This window comes from Natrinema halophilum (genome assembly GCF_013402815.2).
GTDB classification, from domain to species: domain Archaea; phylum Halobacteriota; class Halobacteria; order Halobacteriales; family Natrialbaceae; genus Natrinema; species Natrinema halophilum.
Window position 1 is genome coordinate 3884166 of sequence record NZ_CP058601.1, and the last position, 24796, is coordinate 3908961.

A 24796-nucleotide genomic window follows, 5' to 3' on the forward strand; every position below is an offset into this window, starting at 1 on the left:
TCGTAGCGGAAGTGGAGGAGCTTTGCCTCAATTGGAAGCTTCGTGTCTGCTCTTTCCGTAAAGACGTCAGCCCGTTGCTTTCCATCAGGATTCGTTATCAGCTTTACTATCGACAGTAGGAACTGCTAAGGCAAAGTCGACTGCCAGTTGCTCCAGTATCGTGGATGGATCATACACGTCTGATATGACCAGTCGTTAAGAACCCTTGACCCGCGTTGGTTTGCGAATTAAGCTACTGTACTGACGCAAAAGGTAATAAGGAGCTATTTGATTATTCAGATATGGGATTATTTTCGAGTAACTCAGATGACACTGCTTCTTCTCGTGAGCGAGTGACTGAGCTTGTAGAAGCAGCATACAGTAGTACGGTAACAGAAGAGCGTTTGACTCAATTAGACACGTCTGGATTAGTCACACGAGGAATACAGCTGGACGAGCCCCCGGTGATTGATTATCTCGCTGAAAGAAAATGCATCGGATGATAGCGCAGGAGACAGACTTCGAGAATTGAACGATCTCCACAAAGAGGGTATCCTCACTGACGACGAATTTGAGTCGAAAAAAGAAGATGTGCTGGACAACTTCTGATCGACAGAGTCTGTCTATTAGCCGTTCATAGCTCGCGTCTTCCATCAGGAACACAGGGCCAACAGGGGAAATCATCCGAAAGCTTGTCGCAGTCGCACTCCTCCTCGGAGTCGTCGTAGGGTGGTGCTTCGACTGCTATGCCACCATCCGCTCTCGTGGAAGGCTCAGTCGCTACAGCTTCAAGAAGGGGCTCACGGATAGCGACAGCGACCATATGCTTGCAGGCCCCTTCCTGGTACTCCCACGCGGGACAGGTACAATCTGACGGGATTTTCCCTTCGGCGTGAACCATATAGGTGTGTTCTCGCGGATCGTCGTAGGAACCGTTCACCACTTCAATGACACCCTCTCCGAGAAGGGTAAACTCGAAAGCTTCCCACGATGCTCGTTTGGCCATCTGTTCGTCGTACTCAAGTAGTTCGAGTGTTGATTGGCTCATTGGCGTTTTGCTCCACAGAAGGCCACTGTCCGCCTGCTCCAACAGGCGGGCTTTTCCAAGCGATATGCCCAACAGGGACAGTTACCTTCTGATCGAAATAGCGGTACAGAATCCCGGTGATTAGCCACTCGTATCTCGTCAAAGATTCTTGACCCGCGAGATTTCTGCTGGTCAGATTTGGCTAAGGTACTCTCTCCGTTACTCCATTTTCGCCTCCTCGGTCAACTGTGAGTAGTGCTTTTCGAGGCGTACTCGTACTTATCCAGGTAGTCGAGGACTTGCTCTGTCTTCTCCGCTTCGAGGATGCTGCTCCTCACCGCTTTCTCGTCCTCAACCGAGGGGATGAGCATCTTGTCGTGCAAGCCCTGCTCAACCCCGTCGATAGATCCGAGGAACTTGATGAACACTCGAAGAGTCGATAGCTGTCCCTTGAGGGTGATCGTCTAGAGATCGCCGTCCTGTTTCCTCCAGAGTCGATACTCGTGGAGTGAGCGGGCCGTTAGTTCGTTGAGGTTGGTGATACCCACTTGATCACACCATTGAGCGAACGGCTCCAGACGGTAGTGGTAGCCCTGTAGCGTTGCTTCTGCAACCTCGTCACGACGTTGTGCCAGAAACATTCTCTCGCGTCTACGGGAGTGATGGGGTCGAGTGCTGCCATTGGTTGCCGCATCAGATTTCGCTGAGTACTTCGACTTGGACACTCGCATCAAACGCGGCTGGGCCGGGCTGTGTGCGGTTACCCCAGACAATCATCCTAGTATCGACGAAACGGGCCCGGGCTTCGTCACCGCGTCCGGGTTTTCTGGCCACGGGTTCCAGCATGCACCGGCGACTGGCCAGATCGTGTCCGAACTCGTCTACGACGGTACGACGCGGCTCGTCGACGTCTCGGATCTGACGGCCGACCGGTTCGAGGGGGACGAAGTGCTCGTCGAACGGAGCGTCGTCTGACTCTCCCGCCGGCGAGTCCAGAAAATTGCCGTCCACTCGCGGGTCGACGAAGACAGCCCTTTCTTAGTCCATCGGGACCTCGGTGCCTGCTTCTTCGGCCCGTTCGTATACGGCCTGGGCGGCGGCCGCGTCGAGAGAGGCGGTTCCGACACTTTCCACGACCAGCGTCTCCGACGGCGAGGCGCGTGTGTAACCGCTCGCGAGCAAGTTGCCCAACGGTACGAGGTCATCCTCCGACAGGTCGGTTGCCAGCAGATCTCCGATTTCGGCTACTTCCGTCGGAACGTCGGCGAAGACGCAGTCGGCTTGCTCCAGCACCTCGGGTTCGAGTTCCTGCATCCCCGCTTCGTAGGCGCCGATGGCAACGACGAGCGCACCGTCGGCTAGCGCGTCTGCGGGAAACACCGGCTCCAAGCTCGTGGTAGCGGTGACGACGACGTCCGCACCGTCGACGGCCCGTCGCGCCGAGTCGACAGCGTGTGCTGGAATCCCCTCGTCGCGGAGCCTTGCGGCGCAACGATCTCGAGAATCGCTCGGGGAGTGGATTCTGACGTCCTCCAGCGACGCGACTGTGTTGATAGCCCGGGTCTGCCAGAATCCTTGCGCGCCGGCGCCCAAGACGCCGAGGGTGGTCGCGTTTTCGGCCAGCGCTCTCACCGCGAGCGCGCCAATGCACCCGGTCCGGGCGTTCGTAACGGTCGTCCCGCCCATGAGGGCTTTCGTTACGCCGGTCCGCGCATCGGTGAGCAGAATCTGTGCGTGGAGTGTCGGTAGCCCGCGCGTCTCATTGCCCTCGTTCACCGTAACCAGTTTTGTCACGAACTGCGAATCGCCGTGGATGTAGGCGGGCATGGCGATTCCGGTCCCCAGTGGTTCGTCGCCCTCGAGGCCGCTCCCGACGGGGAAGTGGATCCGCTCGGGACGCTCGACGTTTCCCGCCGTCTGCTGAACGAGCGCGTCTTCCACGACCGGCAGCAGCGCCTCGATGTCGAGAACCTGCTCAACCTTGGATTCTGAGAGAATGGTGACCATGAACCCGGAAAGCACGTCCTCCGCGTTAGGTTTTTCTTTCCCGGGTACTACCGCTGCGTGTCCTCGGAGCCGAGGCGGGGAACCCTGTCGGCGGGTCGGCCGCCGGACGGATCATTCTCCCCCCGACGCCCGCCGACGAACAAAACCGCGGCGGAACTGTTCGACTCCGCCGCGGTGGTGTCGTGTACTCCATCAGCTGGATGGGAGCGCCGGTCGGGGAACGCGATGAGACGAACGCCTCGGTGTAACCGTCGCGCTCGGCGTAGTCGACGACGTCTCTGCCCTCTGCCAGGTCTTGACGCGTTGCAGATCGCGGCCGCTCAGGGCAACCTCACTCTCGACGCGCGAGTTCTCCTCCTGCCACTGGCTACAGTGCTTGAGGCGGGAGCGATAGGGGTCGAGTATGCTTGCGAGTCTTTGCTCGTTCTCGAGGCACGAAAGACCGACGAGGCACGACACGCTGGGCTAAAAAGGCCCTCCCGAGGGGGATGCCGCAGGTCCGTTCCCGTTAGCCCGTGGACGACTACAGCCAGGTTTGGATTCGTAACTATTCGCTTTCGAAACACGCACTTTCTTAGTCATAATCGGATTGAATAACGATATCGTATTATCCGTCACGGATGGACAACCGTACTACAAGTTCGGGAATCGATCTCGTCGTGCCACGAGGAGATGCAGACGGGGCTGCTTCTGGCAGGACACGACGTACCGGAACGCTCTTTTCACGCTCATTTTTCCCGTCTAGGTCTCCGACCGTCAGTGGGCCGGCCGCAGCAGCGAATTCCAAAGCGAGCACGAAATCCACCAGCACGACCACGCATCCCGGCACAGAACTATGAACACGCACACGCAGAATCAGATGCAAACGTCGGCTCAGTCGCTTCCAACGTGGCTCGATCGGTACACCACGATTGCGCTGTACGGGCTCGGTGTCGGAACGGCACTGTGTCTCTTCGCACTGTTTACGAACCCGATCCCTGACCCATCGTTCCCGTGGGCAACGCTTCCCCAATCCGTGAGACTCCCGTTCACCCAGCCTCGAATCGAGCACTGGCCTGTAACGTACACGATCGGGATTTGGCTCTGGGTCTTCGGCGTCCCCGCGACGTTCTTCGCCGGATGGCGTCGATATCGGACCCGGTGGAACACATCCCGCACGACGTGGCTCGTCTGGATGCCGGCGGTGGTAATGGGTGGCGTGACGACCTACTGCCGGTTTTTCTGGCCGAAACTCTATCCGGCATCGTGGAACGCACCGTCGTACACGTTCGTCTGTTGGGGGTACTGTTCCTCGTACGACCCGTTGTGGAACAATCTCGCATACGTCGTTGCACTGTTCGGTGTTTTCACAGGAATCCTGGCCTATAAGAAGAGGCTGCGGTCGCAGTACTGGATCGGAGCATTCGGTGTCCTCGCACTGCCGCTGGGGCTGCCGGCGCTCTACGAAGCGTACAGACGGCAGTCGTCCCAGTCCGAACGGTCAGGAGAAACTGTATGATCGACCGAACTCTTGGACGGGAGGCCGGAATGCGGGGATCTGGGGTCACTCGCCGCGACCTTCTCGTCGGCGGGTGGATGACGCTGACCGTTCTCGCGTTCTATCACAACTTCCTGTTTGTTCACTCGACCGGACTCTCGTATCTTTACGCCTTCGGCGCGTACGGATTTGGAACGGTGTACGCGCGATACGATGCGGTTATCCGGCGATTGCTCGTGATCGGGACGATCGGCGGGTTCATCGAACTACTCGGCGATTACTTTCTCGTTCGCATCGCGGAGACGCTCGTCTATCCGACAGGCTACCCGTTCCTCTTGCGTTCCCCGGCATACATGCCGTTCGCGTGGGCGATCCTCATCGCGTTCATGGGATACGTTGCGCTGCGGTTTGCAGACCGTTGGGGTTCACTCGCTGCGTACATCGGTCCATCGGCGTTCGCGTTCGTCTCCGAAAGCGGATATGAGTCGTTCGCTAGCAACGGTGGTGGGTGGGTCTACACGACGGCCCCGCTCGGATGGATCGGGCACGCACCGCTGTTTATCGTGATTGCAGAAGCCCTCATGTTCGCGACGAGTTACTACTGGGTCAGACGAGAGTGGCTCACCGCAGGGGTCGGAATCGGGCTTACGATCACTGTCAGTTACATCGTGGTCTACTACCTCTTCGCACTCGTCGGTTCGCTCGTGTAATCGGCTCGAGGCGGTCTCTTAGTCGCCTCAGGTGCCGATGTGTGATCTTAGACGGCTTCGAACAGTCCCCATCAGGTATCCGGCGACTGAATCGATCGTTAGTCCACCGTGCATCAACGAGAGGCCAAATCCACCGTCCCCCCGGTGTGCCGGAATTCGTCAGCGCAGTGGCTTCGACTGCTGTTCTCGACGTTTCGGCGGTGACGAATCCGATCCATGCCGCGTGAGATGGCGCGAAGATGAAGCCGAAAACCAATCCGGTGTTGTGTACGGATAGTTTCTTGCTCGTGAGACTTCTGCCCCTCCAGCGATTGGCCTGGTAACGAGTCGGCAATCTGTAGGGTGTGCGTAGCTGAACTCGTGGGCTCGGCACATCACAGTCCGGGGTCCGCTTTCGTTCAGTTACTGTTCGAATGCGTAAGTATTCCAGACTCGTTTCTTGCGATCCCAAAGGGAACGACGTGGTCCCGGCGAGGCGGACTCTTTCCCATCATCGTCACGTTCGAACCGCGGTTTGACGTCTCTGAATGTGCCCAGCAGGCATTCCAGTTCCCGTAGTGATACTGTCACAGCGCAATCTTGGGCTCGTCTATTTCCCTGCCTGTCTCCAGCACGAATTGACGCGTGAGCAAACGATATCGGTGCTACCACCGACTTCGTCCCGGTTCGGTACGTGATATAGAACTGTCGTACGAAATACGCGGGACCGACCAGACGTTCCGCAGGCAGTCTATTCATCGGAACGAGGGGTATCGACGAGCGTGAAATTTAGCTCTCGCTACAATTATAGCGAGCCGATGATTGAAACAATTGTGGTGTTCGCGACCGTATCGACCGTATGAGCCTTTTCGAAATGACTACACAGCTCGTCGTGCTTTTCGTCGTATTTGGCCTGACTGTCGGAATTCTCTTTGGGTTTTTCGGAATGGGTGGGAGCTTCTTCGTCACCCCCGCACTTCTCGTTCTCGGTCATTCCGCCCCTACTGCCGTCGGAACTGGGCTAGCCTTCGTGTTTTGGACGTCACTCATCGCAACTCTCAGCCATCGTGACCTCGATCACATCGATTATCGACTCGGTGTTCTGTTGATCGTCGGAATGACGGTCGGCATCGAGATTGGGAAACGAGTACTGCTGGTACTCGTGGTCGTCGGAGTCGCAGATTTCACTGTGAGTCTCATATACGTCGTACTGCTCGCAGCGGTTGGCACGTTCGTCATCCGTGACGGACGACACCCCGCAATCGAGGACGAAACGAACCTCGTGGCCCGCTCGTCTACGGCCCTCGAGCGCGTCTCCCTTCCGCCGATGGTTTCCGTTCGGGAAAGTATCGACGTCTCACTCTGGGTTATCTTACTGATCGCAGTGGTGATCGGGAGTCTCTCCGGTTTTCTCGGCGTCGGCGGCGGTTTCTTGATGATGCCCGCTCTCGTGTACGGTCTGGCGATGCCGGGACCTGTCGCCGTCGGGACGGACATCTTTCAGATAACTATTTCCAGTGCCTACGGTGCCTTCGTATACGGACGACAGGGGGCGATTCATTTCGCCATGCTGGTCCCGCTGCTCGTCGGCAGCACGGTCGGGACTCACATCGGTGCCGTGCTTACAGAGTACCTCGACGATGAAGCGCTCAGAACGTTTTTCGGCGTCATGTTACTCGTCGGGAGCGCCTCGGTCGCGAGCAAAACCGTCAGCCACACGTACGACATCGATCTACTGCACAACCTCAGTCTGACGTTCCTACTCGGTGGAGCGCTGGTGATGAGCGTACTCCTTCTCTATCTCGGAATACGAACCGTACACGAAGATCGAGTGGCCGTCAGACGGTAGGGTGACGGTCCAGTCACTGCTCCCGTTTCACGCCACGGAAACGAATAGCCGCCGACGGTAATCGGTCTGCCGGGATCGTGATCCTCCCGTGTAAGTCCACAGACCGGGAATCAGAACAGGACTTTATATTCTCACAGGGGCATTATGAATTATGACATCGCAAGAACCGCTCGTCAGGAGCCTGCTACTCATCGTTGCCGTAGTCATCCTCGTTCCGTTCCTCATGATGATACTCATGATGCCCATGATGGGAATGTGGGGCGGCGGACACATGTGGGGCGGCGGACACATGTGGGATGGTGGGACCTGGGGTGGGACGGGGGCGACGTGGATGTGGCTCGTGATGTGGGCAGTAGTGCTGGCAGTCGTCGTCAGTCTCGGGTACTTCCTGTATAGAGCGGTTCGTCGGCCAACGGGACGAGATACCGACGCCGCGCTGCGGGAATTGCGACTGTCGTATGCTCGAGGAGAACTCTCCGACGAGGAATTCGAGGAGCGACGACAGCGACTTCGGGCCCGGAAAGAAGGCTGATAGCAACTGACGGGTCGAAGCTCGGTCCCCGTCCGGAGAACGAGTGATGGGAGTTCTAAGACCGTTGGGTGACAAGACCGTTTGGTGACCCGCTGGGTCGGCAGTAGCGTATTTCACCGGCGCCATCGTCGAAGTATCACCGACCCCATGTACGGTATAGCAGTTGATGCGGCCCGTGGGACCTCGCGGGGTGAACGACCCGTCGTCCTCGACGGTCGCTGTCTGCGTGGAGGACGGCCCCGTTGATAGGGCCGTACGCGCTGAAAAGTGCGTCTGTGGTTACCACTGGACGGCGACTGTTGACAGGATACGTGGAAGTGTCTCCGAAAAACCAGAAAACGAACAACGCGAATATCCCATTCGTGGAATCCTCGTCCTTTCGGGAGTAGGGAACGTCAAGACGCTTGTATCATCTCGCGACACGATTCCGCACACGCTTCGACGACGTCGGCACAGACCTGGCAGTGATCGTGATCGTGACGCCGACACTCCTCTGCGCACTCTTCGGCGGCCCCGGCAGTGGCTTCGGCGAGTTCGTCGCTGTAATTTGAGTTGCGCGCCATAAACCGAGCATGGTCGCTTGCGAGGTCGGCGACGTCCCGACAGAGTCGGATGCATCGGGACATGTCCATGTCCTCGTCGAGGCACTCATCGGCACACCACTCACAGGACTGTACCGCTTCGAGGCAATTATCTAAGCACGTTTCTTCGGTCTCATTCAGATCGAGTTCTTGGAGCGCCATCGCATGCCAGGCACATCTCCTGCGAAGATGGTGGTTGTGCCTTCGAATCCAAGGGTATGGGTGGTGACATCGGGTCGCAAAACCGTTCTCATACGTGTGCGACCGGCCATTGCTGTCGCTCCCGTTCGGTTGCAAGCATCGAATACCCGGACTCGCAGGATGCGAAGAGTTTCAGTCCCGTTCTTTGCGACCGGCACCTCTCTTTGAGTCCGGGCGGGCAATTCCCTGGACTCTCGATCGCTCGTTGCATTCGCATTGTCACTCGTTGCATCCACAGATCTGATAGCGGGAGTCGTCACCGTCCGATGTTCGCCTCACGGCGGCAGGGGGAAATAGCGACGCCCTCTCTGACCGTCACCGAGGCCGGATCGATGCCGAACCGATCGGATCTCAATCGTCGGCCGAGACGACGATCGTTCCGGTCGCGAGATCGCCGAGCCGATTTTGGTCCGACGCAACGTACGCAGTGACGATCCCGACGAAGTAGAAGATGGGAAGCGCATCGACGATTCGAAGTCCCGACGAAGTAGAAGATGAGAAGCGCATCGACGATTCGAAGGAGATTTCGGAGCACGGCTGCACCCCACGTACATCGAGAGCCTTCTTTCCTGACGACGATTCCTCGAGCCCGTTTGCCGATCGTCTGTCCGTAGTACCCCTCGAAACTGGTCTGGTACAGTAAGAGCACGATCGGAGCACCGAACTGCACGGAGAGCAAGAGCACACAGTACCCGCCGAACGGCCCACCGATCACGACCACTCCGGCGGCGTACGCGAGGACGCCGACGGCGAGGGCGACGAACAGGCCGTCGATGAGCAGTGCTTCGGCGCGTCGGTCGAGAATGCCGGCGATCTCGTTCGTGTTCGGGGTCGGATATCGTTGCAAAGCACCACGAGGAAATCTAGACATTTCAATATAAATGGTAAATACATTTAATCAATTTCATATATACACTCGATTTCGAACCGGGACAACGTCTGTCGTGACTGAGAGGCGCGATCCGTCCAGGATGAAACGAGGAGGGACGAATCAGTTGCCGTCGGTTCCGGATCGAGGGTACGGAGAGGTGTGTTGATACGCATTCTGACACATCCGCTAGTGTCTGTAGAGATCCGGGACGTTCGGGTTCCGGCAAGACGCTCGTATCTGGCAACGACTTTCCCTTACGGTGCAAAAGTATACACGTGAGCAGTAACTCGATTATCAACGAAAGCGAAACGTTCGAAATCGGCGAGAGGACCGTCCACCGACTCGGATTCGGTGCGATGCGGCTCTGTGGCGACGAGATCATCGGTTCGCCTGACGACGAAGAAACTGCCCGCGAAATCGTCCAAAACGCAGTCGACTGCGGTGTCGACTTCATCGACACCGCCGACTCGTACGGCCCGGCCGTAAGCGAGCGGCTTATCGGCGAGGCGATCGGCGATCCGGACGATGTTCTCATTGCGACCAAGGCGGGATTGCTGCGCAACCGTCGGGGTGACTGGATCGCCCACGGCGACCCCGATTACATCCGCAATCAGGTGCTCACGTCGCTGGATCGGCTTCGAACGGACACGATCGACCTCTACCAGTTCCACCGGCCCGACGACGACACACCGTTCGAGGATTCAGTTCAGGCCTTCGCGGAACTCAAAGATGAGGGGGTCGTCGAACAAGTCGGACTCAGTAACGTCTCGGTCGACCTCATCGAACGAGCCCGCGAACACGTCGAGGTCGCGACCGTCCAGAACCGATACAATCTGAACGATCGCGGAAGCGCAGCGGCCCTCGAGTACTGTGAGGAACACGACATCGGCTTCATCCCGTGGGCGCCGATCAACGGCGCTGATCTCGAGGAACACGGTGATCTCCTCGACGAGATCGCCGACGACCACGATGCGTCGCGTCGACAGGTCGGAATCGCGTGGCTCCTCGAACGCTCGCCTGTCATGCTCCCGATTCCGGGCACGTCCGATCCCGGTCACCTCGAGTCGAACGTCGCTGCATCGCAGCTATCGCTCAGCGATGACGACGTACAGCGATTGACCGAAGCGGCGGACTGATACTAACTGCGGAGTCTTGTACCGTCCTCATTCAGCACACCGTCGCTGACGAGTTTCCGTTTAGCACACCGTCGCTGACGAGTTTCCGTTCAGCACACCGTCGCTGACGAGTTTCCGTTCAGCACACCGTCGCTGACGAGTTTCCGTTCAGCACACCGTCGCTGACGAGTTTCCGTTCAGCACACCGTCGCTGACGAGTTTCCGTTCAGCACACCGTCGCTGACGAGTTTCCGTTCAGCACACCGTCGCTGACGATTAGCGGTCCGGTTCTCCCTCGAGTCGGCTCGCTATCTGCCGGGAGAGGTCGGTGAGGTAGAACGAGCCCCAGACCGCGGCAACCACGGCGCCGGCGCTGTCGAACATGAGGTCGACGATTGTATCGCTGAGTCCGTATTGGGCGACGACTGCCTGAAACCCGAGCAGCCGCGCGCTTTCGTCGATGGCGAATTCGAGGAGTTCCCAGACGACGCCAAATGCGAGGACGAACACGAGGATAAACGCGAACAGCACCGTCGTCGGCAGATACACGTCGTCGGTATGGAGATCGATCGCCCGGACGACCGCGTATCCAGCCGCGGCGACGATCGAGGCGGAGATCGTGTGTGTCAGACTATCCCACTGTCCGACGAGCGCGTAGACGCCAGCTGAACCGAGTGCGTGGAGAAAGACGGCCACGGTGAGCCAGAACACGAGTCCCGGCTCGAGTGGCAATCTGGCATCTCGCTCGAGGATAGCCGGAAGGAACGTAATCGCGAGCGCAACGCCGGCGTTGACGACGGTCGTCAGGTCGCGACGGAAGAGACCGAACAGGAGGAGGCCGGCGAGTGCGATCTGCATTCCTCTCGAAAACCGTCGGACTGTCTCGTCTGGGATGTCCAGTCGGTCGCGGATCAGGGCGGGGATCGGTTCGGATTTCGAGGCCGATCCGGAGTCGTCCGCCGGAGCGACCCGCTCGGAGACGCTCTCCGAGTACGACCGGAACGAACGGTCGAACAGGATCCCCGCGAGGAAGCCGGCAACCGCCGCATAGGCGAACTCGATCATCAGCGCTCGATTGGCCGCATCCTGAGAGCGACCGTCAAGAAGGTAGTCGGTTCCGAACGCCACGTCGGCGACCCATTGAGCGACGTTCCAGCCCCCGGCGACGGCGAGCGTCGTGAGGGAGACCAGCACGACCGCAAAAGAGTGGCTCATTCGAACCGCAGTCAGCCGGTCGATCTCGACTGCCACGATGAGCGCAACAGCAGCGACGGCGACGTACGTCGTGATCCCCGTCAGGATAGACTCGCCGTACACCGTCGCGTCGACGACCGGGAGCAGGACGAGGATCAGCAGATCCCAGGGTGGAATCGCGAGCGGATCCCGAAAGACGGCGACCGGGAGCAACGCTATCGCGACCGCAAAACCGGTAAAGACGAACCAGCGGTACGATCCGGTGAATCCGTGACTGATCGCGAGGACGCCAAGGGCGATCGTCATGAGCCAGGCAAGCGCCGCGCGTCGCTCTGACCTATCGGACGATTCACCGGATCTGGTGCCCGCCATATGCGAGAACACGGGTTCGACCACCTAAACGAGCGGGCCTGTGTATTAGCGGTCAGTGCGTCGACCGTTCCCACAAAGATCTCGACTGGTGATCCCTCCGGCTCCGTCGGGTCACTCTGGGGTTCGTTTACCGAAGACTGATAGAGCAGTGATTCAATATCGAAACATGATCGAAATCAATGAACTCGAGCACGGAGTAACCCGCGTTAATAGCGTCGAACTGCACTACGTGACCGCCGGGGAGGGTCCGCCGCTGGTTTTGCTCCACGGCTGGCCACAGACCTGGTACGAGTGGCGAAACGTGATTCCGGAATTAGCCGAGGAGTACACCCTCATCGCACCCGATCTTCGCGGGATGGGCGACTCGGAAACGCCCGTCGCGGGCTACGACAAAGACACGGTCGCGACGGACGTCCGAGAACTTGTACACCACCTCGGATTCGGTGACGAACTGATCGCTCTCGTCGGTCACGACTGGGGGATGCCGACGGCCTACGCGTACGCCGCTCAGTACCGCGACGAAGTCCGAGCGCTCGCCGTCCTCGAGGCTGGACTACCGGGTATAAACGAAGATGAGAAGCGAAAACTCTGGCATACACGGTTTCACGGCGTTCGGGACCTGCCCGAACAGCTCGTCGCCGGACGCGAACGTCGCTATCTTTCCTGGTTCTATCGAAAGGGTGCCTACGATCCGTCCGCGATCGATGCGGACGCTCGTGACGAGTACGTCCGCTGTTACTCCGCACCCGGCGGACTTCGCGGCGGCTTCGAGTACTACCGCGCCTACGAGACCGACGCCGAACACAACCGGGAACACGCCGAAGAACCACTCGAGATGCCGGTTCTCGCTCTCGGTGGCGACGCTTCGTTCGGTGAACTGCCGATCAGAGACATGAACGCGGTCGCGACCGCAGTCGACGGTGACGTCGTCGACCGCGCCGGCCACTGGATCCCCGAGGAACGGCCGGCGTACTTCATCGACCGATTGACGGGGTTCCTAGAGGACACGGCGTAACGAGACGGTTCGGCCCGGCGGTGGGATCTCATTTTCGGTGCAGTAGATCGGCTGTATTGGGTATCGAACCGGAGTCGAACGTGGTCCGCGGTGATCGGAATCGGGTTTCAGTCGACGAACTCGATCGCCTCTGCACAGACTGGACACTCGTGCTTTCCATCGTCGATCACAAGTACGTCTGCTGTGCCCGTCCAGCCGCACTCCGGACAGAGCACGGACTCGTGTTCGGTCATACTATGCGGTTCTTGGGAGGACGGGAGTATCAAGTTACGGGACCGTTGTCCGATCACGCAACGCGATCCGAGATCGCTGGGACTTCGGTGCGGGAGAAGACGACCGAGGTCCGCCGATGTGAACGGATTCTCACCGGTTAGCCTCCGCGCTTCCTGGAGTCGGTTTCGACGAGTCGTGTCCGCTCGCGGGCGGCCCGGGCTTCGTCGATGGAATCGTTCGCGACGAGCCGGTCGACCTTTCGTTCGAACTCCGCTTCAGTGAGTTGCCCCTCGACGTACTGTTGTTTCAGGTCGGCGAGCGCTCGTTCGGCTCGCTCCGTCGCTGTTGGTTCCGGCGGTGAGAGAAATTCCGACAGCCCGACTGGCGGAAGCGGCGAATATTCGTATTCGAGTCGCTCCACGAGCGTTGCCACTCGGTCACTCTGGGGTAGCGATGCATTCCGGACGACGATCCAGAGGGCGCCGCTGACGGAGAGCGTAAAAACCACGAGCAGGACCGAGAGGCTACCGAGGAAGGGGACCGCGAGTTCGAGGAGTACTTCCACGACCGGCGTCCCGCTGACGAGGCCCGAGTAAACGAGTAATCCGAGATAGCCGACGGCGACGAGTACGAGGCCCCCGGAGAGGAGAATGCCGAATACGGCGAGCCAGAGCCACTTGTTCTTGAGAAGTGCCATTACCAGGTCGTCGATACGGTCGCTCGATTTGTATATCCAATGCCTTCCCGAGCCCCCAGCTGTAGCGAATTCGACGGCGCCGATCGTTCGTTTGAAACCGAACACGGCAGCCTGCGACTTGGAAACCGATACTCGACGGCCGAGTTCTCTGAATACGCGTTCCGCTCGAGCGTCTCTGCAGGTCCCTCTCTCAGGTATTCGACAGAGAATCACGCTGTGTGCGACCTGGCGTCGGTTCAGAATCCGTCGGGCGGCGGTCGAATCGGGCCGAGGCGGGCCGACGGCGGATAAAAACCGCGAGAGCCGTCAGAAAATGCCCCGAAGAAGAATTAGCAAGAGCCCGGACAGGATAATGAGGCCGAGGAAACCGGCAAAGACCATCGCTGCTTGCCGGCCGGTTAGCGATTCTCCGTCGAGGAATTCGTCAGAGACCATGCCCGAAAATATCGAGCCGCTCGCTTAAACGTACTGGTCAGTCGGTGCAAGACCCACTGGAGGGATTGCCGTGGGTCGTTACGCGGAGGTGATTCGAACTCGAGACCGTGTGGTGAGCTCCCGGCCGAGCCACAGACAGTGTCATCGCAGAGTCCGGATGACGTCGGTTCCGCCGTCGGGCTGCGACTATAGTAGTCGTTGAAACGATGGCCCCACCGCTTGCGCTGGGGCGGCCAGCGAGTGCTCGCAGGCCGCGAATCTGGAAGCGGGGTGTGTAATGACGTTCACCGACTACGATAGGACGGGGTCCGTATTGAGGAGCGGGGGACGGTGTCGGACGTTGCCGTCGATGCCGGGTCTGTCCGGCAAATAGCCCCGAAGTCGGCGACTCTGCCGGTAGAGGGGAATACCAGCGCCGACTCCACTGCAAAGAAGAGTCCCGGCGTCGATGCTGCCAATAACGGGAAATACCAGCGTTGGTTCTGCCGGTGAACAGGCTCAACAACTGACCGGAACGGCCATGGGTGTCCCTGTTTCATTCAGCGGGTGAACGTCTCGCGCCGCGTACACGAGTCGCGTCGTGATTCGCGCACTCTCGTCGGGATTCCGTTCCAGCAGGGTGAGGTGGATATCACTCTCGATAAACGATGTACCCTTGCGTCTCGAGCACCTCGAGTACGTCGTCGGGAACCGTCGCCTCCGGCGCGCTCGTCTCGGCGTACTCGAGTTCGTTTTCGCCGACGACTTCGAACGCGTAGTCAGTGCCCTCATAGTCGACGACGACCTGCGCGTTCTCGATTGTGAGGTCCATCAGGCTCGGCCGTACGTCAACGATGCTCGTAAAAGTGAGCCGAGGAACAGCAAGGCAACACCATCGTCCTATCGATCTGTCGGAGTGGATAGCGAGAGCGGAACTGCAGGGAAACTCCGGACGGCTCCGTTTCTCGAGTAAGAACGCAATTTAGAGCGGAGAGCGCCGTTTTGATCGGGATGGCGGATACGTCGCGTTTATTCGTTGAGATGGCCCCGATATCCCTTCGGTTCGAAACCACGACGGCAAATCACGCGCTTGCGACCGACGGTAATCGCGCTGATCTGGTTATCGTCTTCCATGCGATCGATTACGTCTTCGAGCCGTTCTTTCGACCACTTGGTTTCGTCGCGAATCGTCGATTGATCGACCCGGCCACCTCGTTTGACCAGTAGTCGAAGAATTTTGTCTTCGTCGGGCAGTTCACGTTCGTCAACGCCGTATTCTATCTCCTCTGCGTAGCTTAACGTTTCGTCTTCCCCTTCCGTATCCTGTTGCTCGGTCGAAGTCACCGCCGGCTCGTCTGATGGGGTGTCGTCGGTTGAACTGCTCCAGAGAGACGAGAGGCGCGTCCAGAGTGTATTGAATACCATGTGTTAATCACGCTCCATTGGAACTACCACAGCTTGAACGCCCACCTAATTTGATTTTATGTTTCATATTTTACACACTTGGTTTCCATTGGTTACGTCGTAGGTATCGTGACGGTACCGTCGTCGAATAGCAACCACCTTGCGACCCGCAAGTTAGTTTTGATCTCCTCTTGCTGGGACAGTCGCGAGGATACGTCAGCGGTGCTATCATGTTCGGTGACCGACGGGCCCGTTGACTCGAGAGAGAGTGTGCCCGCCCGGTTCCCGTTCTCTTAGCGCGCGAGTGGCAAAAGCCCCCGCTACCAGCAGATCGGTCGGTGCGATCCCGTCGAGGACGCTCGATCGGACCGAATCGTCGTCGAGTCGCGCTTTTGGCTGCCCGAATCGCCGTGGCTGCTACCGGTCGGTCCTCCCCACTGCTTCGAGGTACGACTCCGCGAGTGTGTCGAGCGCCTCGTGGTGGTTCGTCGAGTGCGGCGCGGTCAGCGGCGAGACGCTAATGCAACCTTCGACGATGGCGCGACGATCGGTGTCTTCGGGATTGGGAAGCGAGTCGGGGTCCATGTCCTCCCAGACGCGGTCGTGGAGTGTAATGCGGTCGCCGTCGCGTTCGGCGTCCATCTCGTAGCGCTTCGAGGGCCGCGTGATCTTGATCGGCGCTGGCTCCCCGTCCGGCAAGGGGACGTTGACGTTAAGATATGCAGCATGATCGAAGACGCCTGCATCGAGCACGCGATCTGCGAGATAGCTCGTTACGCGCTTCGCTTCAGCGTAGTCGCCAGCTGTCACCTCGATTTCGGAGAAGGGTGTATGGTCGGCGGGAATGTACAGCGACGTCGCAATAGCAGGGACGTCGAAGAAGGCTGCTTCGACGGCCGCACTGATCGTCCCTGACCGACCGAGGACGTACTCACCTAAGTTCGCACCCTTGTTACAGCCTGCGACGACGAGGTCCGGGAAGGGCCCGAGTTCGGCGAGGCCGGCGACGACACAGTCGGCGGGCGTCCCGTGAACTGCATATCCCAATTCGTGGTCGTCGACTTCGACTTCGTGTGAGAGCGATCGGCCACACGCGCTCCGGTCCCTGGCCGGAGCGACGACGGTCACGTTCGCGATCGGAGAGAGGGCATCGTACAGCGCCCGGATACCGGAGCTGTCGATCCCGTCGTCGTTTGTCAACAAAATCTCGAAGGCATCGCTCATACAATTCCGGTCGGTCGGCGCTGCGAAAAGCCCACCGCTTTCTTACCTTTCCGTTCCGAGACTACGTGATCGACGACCGCCCCCGCTTCTGTCAGGCGAGCCGGTCGACGATTGTTTCTTCGTCGACGACTAGATTGTAAGCTTCCTCGTCGTCGTTCCAGAGTGCGAGGGCATTTTCGAACGAACAGACCTCCCCGTAGTCTGCCTCGAGCAGCGGCCGGTTGAGCGACGTCTCCGTCGTGAGGACGGCGTAGTGATCGGTTTTCTCGCTTCCGTCACTGATCTTGAACAGGGGGTTCGATCCGCCGTGGTGGCTATCGGGTTCGTCGCCCGCGGGGTCGTTCCCGCTCAGTGACCGGCTGAGTTTCGCCGCCACGAGGTCGATCCGATTCGTGACGTGTTGGTTCATCGCTGCCATTTTCGCCCATTCGCTCGTTTCGAGGCTCATGTCGATCCGGCGACGACCGTCGAGTCGGAGCAGCGTGGCGGAAAACTGGACGTCGACGTTCACGAACTCTCCGGGCGCGTGGTCCTCGTCGTCGGCGGGCGTGGCTTCGTCAAGTCGCCGCTGGAACCCTGGAACGTCTACGTTCGGTCGAACGTCGAACGACCAGCCGCGATCGGATGGGGTTTCCCCAGGCCAGAGCCTGACTGTCGGTCCGTAGACGGTCACCTCGCCGAGTCGGTGGCTGGCCGAATCCTCGCCGCTGTCGATGTCGATACGAGCGTCTTCCGGGTCCCAGATCCGTTCGCCCTCGAGTTCGCGTTCTACCTCTCGCAATTCGATGCTCGTGTTCCTATCTGCGGGTGCGATGGCGAGAAACGTCCCGTCTGGCGCGAGCGTTTCGAGAAACGTCCCCGTGACAGCGACCGGGTCGGCGAGCTCACTCAGGACGTTACAGGCGAGAATGAGGTCGAAGCCGTCGTCGGGTGCTGTGGGATCGAACCCGTCGATGGAGCCATCACCACTCCGATCGAGACTCTCGATCGGATCGAATTCCTCTGCTGTCGTCCGGTGGATCGTCGCGTGGACGTTCCGCCCTGTCACCGTAAGCAGATCCTCAAGGACGTCTGCGGCGGCACTCGGCTCGATCGCGTGGTACTCGAGCAAGGCGTCGTCGGGGAGGTACTCACAGAGCCCGAGTGCGGGGCCACCGACGCCTGCACCGATGTCGAGCACTCGGAGGTTTCGCCCCAGCAGGCCCCGATCAGCGAGGTCGTCGAGCGCGTATTGAATCGCCGCGTAGTAGCCTGGCAGGTGGTACAGCGCGTAGCCGGCCGCACCGTCCTCGTCGTACTCGACCGGCCGGCCGTCGAAGTAGTCGGCTTTGAATCGGCGGATCGTCGAGCGAAGCAGGTCTCCGGACGCACCGTCTGCCCAGTTCGGCCCGTAGCGGTCGCTCAGCAAATCTTCGAGTCGGCGTTCGAGTTCGGGGGGAATTCGCTCGACCGGCTTTCGTCGGGGCTGAACGGGATCGTCGCCGACCGGGACGAACGTTCCGTCGTCGCGCTCGATCAGGCCGAGGTCGGCAGCGTCCTCGCGGAGATGTTGACGGACGACGGCTGGATGGGGAGTTCCCTCGACGTATTCACAGATTTCGTCGGGATCGATCGGTCGGACGTTCCGCAGATACTTCGCGTTCGAGCGGATAGCTTCGCGTTGATCCGTCACTCTTCATCACCTTCGGTGGATCCCGCGTCGACGGCGACTTCGTCAGTAGCCTCGTCGTGCCAGTGGGACGCTGCCTCCCGGTAGAGCGACTCGAGTTCATCTTGATCGGCCTCGGCAATAGCCGCGGCGGCGTCTGCAACCGCGGCTGCTCCGTCGAACGTGTCCTGAATGTCGGCGTAGACTCGCGGCGTTCCCGCTGTCACCTGCTGAGCGAGCCGCCGAAGCTCCTCGTATATCGGCGTTTCGAACCCTTCCGGAACCGATTCTGCAGCCAGCGCGAAGGAGAGTATCGCGGCGTGAGTCGCCGCCTGAACGGTCTCCATGGCTCCGTCGTGGTCCGCCGCCGTCGTCTCAATCAGGTCGTTTCCGCGACCTTCGAGTGCGGCGAGGATTTCGTCTATCGCCGGTCCCGTTCGGTCGCAAACGATAGCGATCGAGCCCGGCGAGCGTTCGGGTGCAAAGAGCGGATGGAGGCTCGCTCGCTCAAGTTCGGGCGCGTGGCGCTCCATGGCCGCGAGTGCGGGTTCCATCACGCCCGAGACGTCGACGACCGCTCGTTCGGCCCGTCCCGCCTGGGCGGCGATTGCATCGGTTACGTGCGTCATCGGCACAGCGAGACAGACGACGTCGTAGCGACTGTCGCCCTCGAGGTCGGCGACCTCACCGTCGACCGTCTCGGCCGCGGCCGCTGCGGCGTCGTCGTCGACGTCGGCGAAGGCGATCCGGGCGTCGATCGCGTTCCCGAACCACGTCCCCATCGACCCCGCGCCGACGATCAGTACGTCCATCGGTCGCTCTTACCTGCCGACGTTGCAAAAGCCGTTCGATCGACCGCCTCGAGTGAGTGTTCGTCCGCTCGAGGTCCTCGTCGCGCCGGTGATCTCTGCGACGTGGAGCGGAACTGAGTGGAGGGAGCTATCGTCGGATCGACCCGGGCCACTAGACAGTCGCTGAGGGATTGCCCCACGGAAGCAGCGACGACGACGATGATTCACTCGAAGGTTCTGAACGCCGCTGGGTACGCGAAGTCGCGGCACAGTGTGAGTGTGATCGTCGTCGACGGCACGACCCGGTCACAGGCGAACGGCGGCACGACCCGGTCACAGGCGAACGGGATGACTGAGAACCAACGCGAAACGACGTGACATCGAACGCGAAACGACGTGACATCGAACGCGAAACGACGTGACATCGAACGCGAAACGACGTGACATCGAACGCGAAACGACGTGACATCGAACGCGAAACGACGTGACATCGAACGCGAAACGACGTGACATCGGTCTCCGACCGCTCGTCGCACCCGGACTTCACGAATAGTCGCTCTATCGGGTATTCTTTCTCTCTCCCCACTTCGTTCCAGTATCGATGGAACGGTCACCCGTGTTCTGACAGTCCGCTCGAGCCGCGTAATCAATGGCTATGGCCGTCGTCGCTGCTGTCGCCGTGATCATTGCCGCTGTGGTCGTGCCCGGTAGAATCGTTGTGACCGCTCTCACCTTCCGCGAGAGTGGTGCGGACCTGCTCGTTGTATCGCTCGAGTTGCCCGATTGCCGCATCCGGTCGGTCCTTTGCCGGTGGTTTCAGGCCGGGTTGGTCGTCCGGACTCGGCCACCCGACGAGGACGGTGCCGACCATTCCATCTCTTTCATGTGGCGTACAGACGTAGTCGTAAACGCCTTCGACGTCAAACGTTTGCTCGAACGTATCGCCTTCCTCGCTCACCGGCCCGCTTCCCCACGGTTCGGCTGCGTCGGGAATCCGTTGCTGGTCGCCGTGTGTCTCCGGATGATACGCAGTTGTATCGTGGGATCCACGTTCGAGTACCCACGTAACGGTCCCTCCCGGCTCGACGTGAACGACGTGGGGCCCGAAGTGCATTCCCGCCTCGTTCGATATCATCTCGACTTCGATATCCGATACCGGCTGCCCGACGGTGTGATCGGACGAGTGGGCGTGTGTTCCGGTTTCAGTGTCGGTCCCGCTGGTGTTTCCGTCAGTTCCGTCGGCAGTATCGCTGGTCCCGTCGTCTGTTCCGTCGTCTGTTCCGTCGTTGTCGTCGTCAGATTCGTCGTTTCCGCCGAGACATCCCGCTGCTACGAGTGTGAGAGTGCCACCACTGTACCGTAGCAATCGGCGCCGACAAACGGTCGGTCCAGCCATTAGTACAAGCAGAAATCAATAGTATATAAATTATTTTCGCTTTATATTAGGTGTGTAGTTACCAACAGATCGCAGTCCCTCTTTCCCTCGGGAAGCAAAGCAGGTCGATCGACTCGGGTCGGGCGTCCACCGGTGAGTATTGCGATACCGAAAATCTACTCCGATTTCGAACCACCGGTCCCGGCGTGTATCCGGGCACGGAATCGGGAGCTGAATACTTATGAATCCGACACGGAAGGACGACTATGATCAGGATCGGAATCGTCGGAGCGGGAGCAGCAGCCACCGCGGCAACCTACGCGCTCGAGGACGCAGCAGACGGGGTGGACAGTACCATCCTGGAGAAATCACGTGGACTCTGCGGCCGTGCTGCGACCAGGCGCCACGAAGACGTCGTCTACGATTACGGGGCGAACTACGTCAAATCCGACGACGAGCGGGTAAACGAGTTGCTGACGGAAACGATCGATACCGACGGGTTGGTCGACGTGACTGACCCGGTGTGGACGTTCGATAGCCGCGGCGAGATTTCGAAAGGCGAAGGTCGCGACGATCACAAATGGACCTATCGGCGGGGGCTGACCCAGATTGCGAAGCGACTGGTCGCTCGGACCGACGCGACGGTGCATCGCGAGACGCGAGTGTCGACCCTGTTCAGGGACGCGGAAACGGAAACCTGGCGACTCGAGGACGACGGCGGCCGGTCGTGGGGTCCGTTCGACGTCCTCCTACTGAACCCGCCGGCACCGCAGACCGCCGAGTTGTTGCGGTCGGCCGACTGGAATGCGCCAGTACGCGACTCGCTCGCGGCGGCCGCCGAGCGCGTTCCCTATCGGTCGGTCTGGACCGGTATCTTCCATTACCCGTTCGAACTCGAGCGACCGTACTACGCCCTCGTCAACACGGACAAGGATCACGAGGTCGGCTGGATCGGTCGCGAAGAGTGCAAGCCCGGCCACGTTCCCGACGGCGAGTCGCTGTTGGTCGTCCAGGCAAATCACGAATGGTCGGTCGACCGCGCCGACGAGCCGCCTGAAGCAACGCTCGAGCGCCTCGCGGACCTGACCGCCGATCTGCTGGACGACGATCGCTTGCGTGACCCAGGCTGGACCGACTATCAGGACTGGCGGTACGCATTACCGGACGATCGCCTCGACCGTGAGCCCCTACAGCGCGCCGAACGCGACGGGCTGTACTGTCTCGGCGACTGGGTCGTCGGCGAAGGGCGTATCCACGCGGCGCTTCGCAACGGACTGGATGTCGGGCGGCGAGTCGCCGACACCGATACGGAGCGATAGCGGAACTGTCCGCCGCGGTTGCGACCGGTCGCGGAACCTTACAGCGCCGAGGTGGCCTCGTCTAACACCTCGGTATCGACGAAGAGGACCACGTGGTCCCCGCGCTCGACGACGGTTTCGCCCCGCGGAGTGATCAGTTCATCGTCACGGGTGATCGCCCCGATGACGATTCCGGTCGGGAGTTCTGTCATCGCATCGTCGATCCGACTTTCGAACAGTACACTGTCACGGTTGACCTCGATTTCGAGGACCTCCGCGCGGTCCGACTCGAGCATGGCGACGTTTTCGGTCTCTTGCTCGCGGGTGAAGCGAGTGATCTCTTCGGCAGTGACGAGTCGCGGATTCACTCCGACGTCGATTCCGACCGTTTCGAAGAGGTCGACGTACTCACCCGCTTCGACGACACCGATGGTGCGACTGACACCGAGTCGCCCGGCCAGCAGAGAGACGAGCAGATTCTTCTCGTCGCTCTCGAGGGCGGCGACGACGAGGTCGGATTCATCGACGTGCTCTCGAACGAGAAAGTCGATGTCAGTCGCATCGCTTCGCAAAACAAGCGTCTCCGGTAGCATCTCGGCCAGTTTGCGCGCCCGCTTGGGGTCACGTTCGATGAGACGCACATCGACGCCCTTCTCTTCCTCGAAGAGCCGGGCCGTCTGGTAGCCGATTTCGCCGCCACCGACGATGACGACCTCGTCGACGTCTTCGAGGGACAGTTCGGGCGTCAGTGAGGCCGCGAACGCGCGGACGCTCTCCTCGGAGCCGATCACGACGACGGCGTCACCGACCTCGATGACCGCGTCGCCAGTCGGCACGATGACCTCGTCACCGCGCAAGAGGGCGGCGAAGGTCAACGATTCGTATCGATCGGCTTCTGCGACTGTTTCGCCGGCGATAGGGCTCTCCATCTCGACCTCGAACTCGGCCATCCGAACGAGTCCGCCGGCGAAGGTATCGACGTCGTGTGCGCCGGGCAGGCCGGCGATGCGGACGATCGTTTCAGCAGTCTGGAGATCCGTACAGACCATGAAATCGACGCCGAACGCACCCGCCGAACGTTCCCAGGTCTGCAGGAGATTCGTCTTCTTGACTCGGGCGATCGTAAACGGTGTACCGATGGCTTTTGCCACACCGCAGACGACGATATTCGTCTCGTCGCTGTTGGTACTCGCGATGACCAGATCCGCGTTCTCGATACCGGCTTCGGTGAGCGTTTCGATCGACGTCCCGTCGCCTTCCAGCGCCAGCACGTCGTGGGAGTACGTGATCGACTCGACCTTGACAGGATCGGTATCGACGACGACGACGTTGTGTTTTTCGGCGAGGCCCTCGGCGATGTTCGAGCCGACTTGTCCAGCACCGACGACGATCACGCGCACCGTCGTCTCACCCGCGAGCGATGCGGACTCGAGTCGGCGCAGATGCCACCCATGTCACTGACGTGTACTCCGAGCAGCAAGTGGGTTTGGTCTGATTTCTCCGATAGTCATCGCAGTTACGACCGGCGAACCGCGGTCTTTGAACGCTGAACCGACGAACCCGACGACGACCGGCCACGATCGCACGATCGGGTATCTGCCTGGAGGATTGCCGTCCCGGTACTTGCCTGGAGGAGCGTCATCCGGGAACCAGCACCGACCGGGGTTCCCACTGGTGAAGCCCTGCCTGTTCCGCCGGGGTGGCTGTCACGGCATTTCGTGAACCGTCAACTCGACATCGCGTCGCCGGCCTTCGATGTCCGCGACCAGCCGCTCGACGACACGCTCGGCTTCGGAGAGCAGTTTCGGCTCGACTTTCTGTACGACCCAGTCCAGCGAGACGAACCGCGGTAGCGAAACCGCGTTTTTGTCCGCCGAATGGGGATCGTAGACCGCCTCGAAGTAGATCCGACTCGCCGTCTCTTCGGTCGGCGGTGCAGACTCCGGTTCCGGTTTTACGCGCCACTCCCCGCGGGCGTCGATGTCCGTGACTAGCTGCCATTCGAGCGACTCGGGAGCGGAAACTTCGATCACCTTCGAGCGAGCGGTGTAACTGAGTTTCCACCACGCCAGCTCGAGGTCATAGACCGAGCCGACGGTCCCGTCGCCGTTGACTCGAACGTCTCTCAGGTGGTCCGTGTATCTCGGATAGTCGGCAAAAGACCGCACGTACGGAAAGACCTCCTCGGGCGACCGATGGGCGAGCGTGCTGAGAAGAATTCTGTCCACGGCTGGCCTACGGTGGGTTCGAACGTAAGGATTACTCTCTGTCGGAATCGACGCTGGCGACTCGCGGCGTCGGCGATGCTGCAGGGTCAGTGTACGACACAGCACGTTTTCACGGCTGGGCCTCCGAACCGATCGTCCGTCGCTGCTCGCGGCTTCTCGCCGATGACGCCGCGTCCGGACTCGATTATCGAGACGATCGGGAGCGTTGCGGTCGCGAAGGGGACGAGCATGACCGCCCCGAACTCGAGGTCGGTGAGCCCGACCAGTTCCGGGTCAGTCGATCCGACGAGTGTCATCGCCCGGTCCATCAGATCGAGCGCGTCGGTCCCAGAATCCCGAGGGTCGGACGGGCAAACTCCCCGTACTGAGCGCGATTGAGACGGTGCGAGCGATCCTCGACGGATGCGTCTTTTGGCTCGACCCGCCTGGCGGACGTCCAGACGGTCAGGACCGGCCCGACGATGCGCGTGATTACGAGAGCGAGTGGGGCAATCACAGTCGCACCGTGCGTTTCGCGTTACAATTCACCGTTTGAAACGACGATAGATCGATACGAATCGTTCGCGAAGGCAACTCGTGCGAGGCTGTCAGCGAC

27 protein-coding genes and 1 pseudogene are annotated in these 24796 nt (G+C 60.1%); 9 read left to right on the forward strand and 19 right to left on the reverse strand.

Annotation, left to right across the window (positions count from 1 at the left end):
- Positions 1–447 precede the first annotated feature (447 nt).
- On the forward strand, positions 448–588 hold the full coding sequence (locus HYG82_RS44735; protein WP_179263411.1) for an SHOCT domain-containing protein: 141 nt from the start codon (positions 448–450) through the stop codon (positions 586–588).
- A 25-nt stretch (positions 589–613) separates the two neighbouring features.
- Here the strand turns inward: HYG82_RS44735 and HYG82_RS39470 are convergent, their stop codons facing one another.
- Both HYG82_RS39470 and HYG82_RS39475 read right to left on the reverse strand, forming a co-directional pair.
- Complete coding sequence (locus HYG82_RS39470; RefSeq protein ID WP_179263413.1) at positions 614–1027, reverse strand: SWIM zinc finger family protein; 414 nt, start codon at positions 1025–1027, stop codon at positions 614–616.
- Between the two features lie 221 nt (positions 1028–1248).
- Complete coding sequence (locus HYG82_RS39475) at positions 1249–1434, reverse strand: hypothetical protein (RefSeq protein WP_179263415.1); 186 nt, start codon at positions 1432–1434, stop codon at positions 1249–1251.
- Between the two features lie 262 nt (positions 1435–1696).
- On the opposite strand from HYG82_RS39475, the pseudogene HYG82_RS39480 reads away from it, so the two are divergent.
- A pseudogene (locus HYG82_RS39480) lies at positions 1697–1981 on the forward strand (FAD-dependent oxidoreductase); the annotation flags it as partial.
- 63 nt (positions 1982–2044) lie between these two features.
- Here the strand turns inward: HYG82_RS39480 and HYG82_RS39485 are convergent.
- Positions 2045–3013, reverse strand: coding sequence for an ornithine cyclodeaminase family protein (locus HYG82_RS39485; protein ID WP_179263421.1), 969 nt, complete (start codon positions 3011–3013; stop codon positions 2045–2047).
- An 835-nt stretch (positions 3014–3848) separates the two neighbouring features.
- Here HYG82_RS39485 and HYG82_RS39490 point away from each other — a divergent pair.
- The 4 genes from HYG82_RS39490 to HYG82_RS39505 all read left to right on the forward strand — a co-directional run bounded on the left by HYG82_RS39490 (position 3849) and on the right by HYG82_RS39505 (position 7560).
- Complete coding sequence (locus HYG82_RS39490) at positions 3849–4511, forward strand: hypothetical protein (protein ID WP_179263423.1); 663 nt, start codon at positions 3849–3851, stop codon at positions 4509–4511.
- Positions 4508–5200: a DUF6989 domain-containing protein gene (locus HYG82_RS39495; RefSeq protein WP_179263425.1), complete on the forward strand. Its 693-nt coding sequence runs from the start codon at positions 4508–4510 to the stop codon at positions 5198–5200. The genes HYG82_RS39490 and HYG82_RS39495 overlap by 4 nt, the downstream gene beginning before the upstream one ends.
- 838 nt (positions 5201–6038) lie before the next feature.
- The gene (locus HYG82_RS39500) at positions 6039–7028 is read left to right on the forward strand and encodes a sulfite exporter TauE/SafE family protein (protein ID WP_179263426.1); all 990 of its coding nucleotides are present in this window, start codon (positions 6039–6041) and stop codon (positions 7026–7028) included.
- A 151-nt stretch (positions 7029–7179) separates the two neighbouring features.
- Positions 7180–7560, forward strand: a complete 381-nt coding sequence (locus HYG82_RS39505; protein ID WP_179263428.1) for an SHOCT domain-containing protein — start codon at positions 7180–7182, stop codon at positions 7558–7560.
- A gap of 395 nt (positions 7561–7955) precedes the next feature.
- Here HYG82_RS39505 and HYG82_RS39510 read toward each other — a convergent pair whose 3' ends face one another.
- Together HYG82_RS39510 and HYG82_RS39515 are read right to left on the reverse strand one after the other, a co-directional pair.
- The gene (locus HYG82_RS39510; RefSeq protein ID WP_179263430.1) at positions 7956–8303 is read right to left on the reverse strand and encodes a four-helix bundle copper-binding protein; all 348 of its coding nucleotides are present in this window, start codon (positions 8301–8303) and stop codon (positions 7956–7958) included.
- A gap of 295 nt (positions 8304–8598) precedes the next feature.
- Positions 8599–9189 (reverse strand): RDD family protein, encoded by a 591-nt coding sequence (locus HYG82_RS39515; protein WP_235217754.1) that lies wholly within the window; start codon positions 9187–9189, stop codon positions 8599–8601.
- Positions 9190–9488: 299 nt separating this feature from the next.
- Between HYG82_RS39515 and HYG82_RS39520 the strand changes: the two genes are divergently transcribed.
- A complete protein-coding gene (locus tag HYG82_RS39520; RefSeq protein ID WP_179263432.1) occupies positions 9489–10349 on the forward strand; it encodes an aldo/keto reductase in 861 nt (286 codons plus the stop codon).
- Between the two features lie 255 nt (positions 10350–10604).
- Here the strand turns inward: HYG82_RS39520 and HYG82_RS39525 are convergent, their stop codons facing one another.
- Entirely contained in the window at positions 10605–11894 is a 1290-nt protein-coding gene (locus tag HYG82_RS39525; RefSeq protein WP_179263434.1) for a DUF2238 domain-containing protein, read from the reverse strand.
- A 166-nt stretch (positions 11895–12060) separates the two neighbouring features.
- Here HYG82_RS39525 and HYG82_RS39530 point away from each other — a divergent pair, with 166 nt between their 5' ends.
- Entirely contained in the window at positions 12061–12909 is an 849-nt protein-coding gene (locus HYG82_RS39530; protein WP_179263436.1) for an alpha/beta fold hydrolase, read from the forward strand.
- 107 nt (positions 12910–13016) lie between these two features.
- On the opposite strand, the gene HYG82_RS44375 is transcribed toward HYG82_RS39530, so the two are convergent.
- The 9 genes from HYG82_RS44375 to HYG82_RS39565 form a co-directional block, all read right to left on the reverse strand.
- Entirely contained in the window at positions 13017–13142 is a 126-nt protein-coding gene (locus HYG82_RS44375) for a hypothetical protein (protein WP_284145009.1), read from the reverse strand.
- Positions 13143–13279: 137 nt separating this feature from the next.
- Positions 13280–13819, reverse strand: a complete 540-nt coding sequence (locus tag HYG82_RS39535) for an SHOCT domain-containing protein (RefSeq protein ID WP_179263438.1) — start codon at positions 13817–13819, stop codon at positions 13280–13282.
- A gap of 306 nt (positions 13820–14125) precedes the next feature.
- Positions 14126–14254 (reverse strand): hypothetical protein, encoded by a 129-nt coding sequence (locus tag HYG82_RS44380; protein ID WP_284145010.1) that lies wholly within the window; start codon positions 14252–14254, stop codon positions 14126–14128.
- 631 nt (positions 14255–14885) lie between these two features.
- Positions 14886–15065, reverse strand: coding sequence for a hypothetical protein (locus HYG82_RS39540; RefSeq protein WP_179263440.1), 180 nt, complete (start codon positions 15063–15065; stop codon positions 14886–14888).
- A gap of 197 nt (positions 15066–15262) precedes the next feature.
- On the reverse strand, positions 15263–15658 hold the full coding sequence (locus HYG82_RS39545) for a helix-turn-helix transcriptional regulator (RefSeq protein WP_179263442.1): 396 nt from the start codon (positions 15656–15658) through the stop codon (positions 15263–15265).
- 396 nt (positions 15659–16054) lie between these two features.
- Positions 16055–16861: a 5'/3'-nucleotidase SurE gene (gene surE / locus HYG82_RS39550; RefSeq protein ID WP_179263444.1), complete on the reverse strand. Its 807-nt coding sequence runs from the start codon at positions 16859–16861 to the stop codon at positions 16055–16057.
- Positions 16862–16952: 91 nt separating this feature from the next.
- Positions 16953–18533, reverse strand: coding sequence for a small ribosomal subunit Rsm22 family protein (locus HYG82_RS39555; protein WP_179263446.1), 1581 nt, complete (start codon positions 18531–18533; stop codon positions 16953–16955).
- On the reverse strand, positions 18530–19321 hold the full coding sequence (locus HYG82_RS39560; RefSeq protein WP_179263448.1) for a prephenate dehydrogenase/arogenate dehydrogenase family protein: 792 nt from the start codon (positions 19319–19321) through the stop codon (positions 18530–18532). Before HYG82_RS39560 ends, HYG82_RS39555 begins: the two co-directional genes overlap by 4 nt.
- 625 nt (positions 19322–19946) lie before the next feature.
- Entirely contained in the window at positions 19947–20696 is a 750-nt protein-coding gene (locus HYG82_RS39565; protein WP_179263450.1) for a plastocyanin/azurin family copper-binding protein, read from the reverse strand.
- Positions 20697–20941: 245 nt separating this feature from the next.
- Between HYG82_RS39565 and HYG82_RS39570 the strand changes: the two genes are divergently transcribed.
- Complete coding sequence (locus HYG82_RS39570) at positions 20942–21994, forward strand: NAD(P)/FAD-dependent oxidoreductase (RefSeq protein ID WP_179263452.1); 1053 nt, start codon at positions 20942–20944, stop codon at positions 21992–21994.
- Positions 21995–22032: 38 nt separating this feature from the next.
- Here HYG82_RS39570 and trkA read toward each other — a convergent pair whose 3' ends face one another.
- The 4 genes from trkA to HYG82_RS39590 all read right to left on the reverse strand — a co-directional run bounded on the left by trkA (position 22033) and on the right by HYG82_RS39590 (position 24697).
- Positions 22033–23373, reverse strand: coding sequence for a Trk system potassium transporter TrkA (gene trkA, locus HYG82_RS39575; RefSeq protein WP_179263454.1), 1341 nt, complete (start codon positions 23371–23373; stop codon positions 22033–22035).
- A gap of 306 nt (positions 23374–23679) precedes the next feature.
- Complete coding sequence (locus tag HYG82_RS39580) at positions 23680–24201, reverse strand: SRPBCC family protein (protein WP_179263456.1); 522 nt, start codon at positions 24199–24201, stop codon at positions 23680–23682.
- 86 nt (positions 24202–24287) lie between these two features.
- Entirely contained in the window at positions 24288–24497 is a 210-nt protein-coding gene (locus HYG82_RS39585; RefSeq protein ID WP_179263458.1) for a hypothetical protein, read from the reverse strand.
- A gap of 11 nt (positions 24498–24508) precedes the next feature.
- The gene (locus tag HYG82_RS39590) at positions 24509–24697 is read right to left on the reverse strand and encodes a hypothetical protein (RefSeq protein ID WP_179263460.1); all 189 of its coding nucleotides are present in this window, start codon (positions 24695–24697) and stop codon (positions 24509–24511) included.
- Positions 24698–24796 lie beyond the last annotated feature (99 nt).